The sequence below is a fragment of the Bacillus cereus genome, assembly GCF_002577405.1.
Taxonomy (GTDB): domain Bacteria; phylum Bacillota; class Bacilli; order Bacillales; family Bacillaceae_G; genus Bacillus_A; species Bacillus_A cereus_AU.
Genome location: NZ_NULR01000038.1, coordinates 35,411 through 37,102 on the forward strand (window position 1 = coordinate 35,411; position 1,692 = coordinate 37,102).

Genomic DNA, 1,692 nt, shown 5'->3' on the forward strand with positions numbered 1-1,692 from the left:
TTCGGTCTGTTTTTGATTCTTATAAATGAATAATATTGTAATGAAGTAAAATAACTAGTGTTTATCGTTTCTTTTATGTTTGAATAGCTAGAAATACGTTGATAATACCTCTCTAATTAATTAGAGAGGTGTTATCACTTTGGAGAGTAAGTTGTCTATACAATCGTATAGAATCAATTCACTTAATGTGTTTAATTACTAGTTTAGAATGCTATTCATTAAAGGATAAGAAAAGGAAAAACTCTTTTTTAATATTTTTAAAAGGAGTTTATATAAAAACTTTTTGTTGCGATATTTTTAAGGGGGAGTGTAAGTTTGTTAGATTGTTGTAGCAAGGAGCAATAATTATTTAATGATAATAGGAGGAAATATGAATATTAATTCAAAAAAATGGATTTCAACTTTTTTAATTTTTGTAGTTGTTATGGCTCAAAGTTTAGTGCCAACAATTGCAAAAGCACAAGAGTTAAATGCAATGGGATTTGTGGATAGTTTTAACATTGAAAAAACAGATTTATATTATGGAGAAAGAACTAAAATCAATGTCAATTTTAGTGAAAAAGATGGTTATAAGCTACAGCCTGGAGATGTATTGACATTAACATTACCGCCAGAACTTAAAGGGTTTAATGGGAAAATACCATTAGATGATTATGGTGTTTGTGAAGTATCAGCAGGCGTTGCGAAATGTATATTTAATGAAAAAGTAAGTACGCGTAATAATATTAGAGGATTCTTTACTATAAATGTTCAAGCTACAAATGTAGAAACAGATCAAAAGAAAGAAATTCAAACTAACCTAGGAACAAATCTAGAAATGCAAAAGGTAACGATTACTGGACCAAGCAGTGGTGGAGGTAGTGGAGAAAATCATAAAGGACCGTTTTCTTTCAAAGCCGGGGATATTCAACCAGATAATACTGATGAGGTTCGTTGGTTTTTAATGGTCAATTATAACAAAGAAGTTTTAAATACAGACATTAAGTTATCTGATAGTCTGCAAGAAGGACAAAAGTTTAATAAAGATAGCTTTTCTATCAGTGTCGATAATGCAGCAGGCCAAAAGTCACTTTCATTAAAAGATTTTGAGAGTCAAGGATATGGAACAATAGAGTTTGTGAATGATATGACTCTTAAAGCTATTTTCAATAAAGATAAAGCGAGTGGTACTAGGTTTTCGATTTCTTACAAAGCTGATATAACAGAAGCTGGAAAGAAAATTAAGAAACTGGAAAACAAGTATGCGATTGAATATCAGGTAGTAGATAATGAAGCAGTCTCTGATTCACAAGTTGCCCAAGTTGAAAATATTACAGCTGAAGGTGGCGCTGAAGGGGATTTAAATGCAACTACATCTATTGCGGGAACGAAAACGTGGAAAGGCGACAAAGTAAATGATCGTCCAAAAGCAATTAAAGTAGATTTAATACAAAATGACAAAGTAATTGAAACGAAAGAAGTAACGGAAACAAGTGATTGGAAATATGAGTTTGAAAACTTACGAGTATTTGATTCTGAAGGAAAAGCTTATAAGTATGAAGTGAAAGAACAACCAGTATCGGGATATCAATCGAAAGTTAATGGATATGACATTACAAATGTGAAGATACACGAAGGTAAAGAAGAAACTCTAGAAGAGAATTGGGAAACAACAGAAGAGTTAGAAGAACAGCCGAAACCGGAAAAACCAGA

1 protein-coding gene is annotated in these 1,692 nt (G+C 31.6%); it reads left to right on the plus strand.

Features of this window, described 5'->3' with window-relative positions; translation table 11 throughout:
- Positions 1-370: 370 nt before the first annotated feature.
- Positions 371-1,692: Cna B-type domain-containing protein (locus COC96_RS28300; RefSeq protein WP_179883839.1), on the plus strand; the 1,322-nt coding region annotated here is incomplete at its 3' end.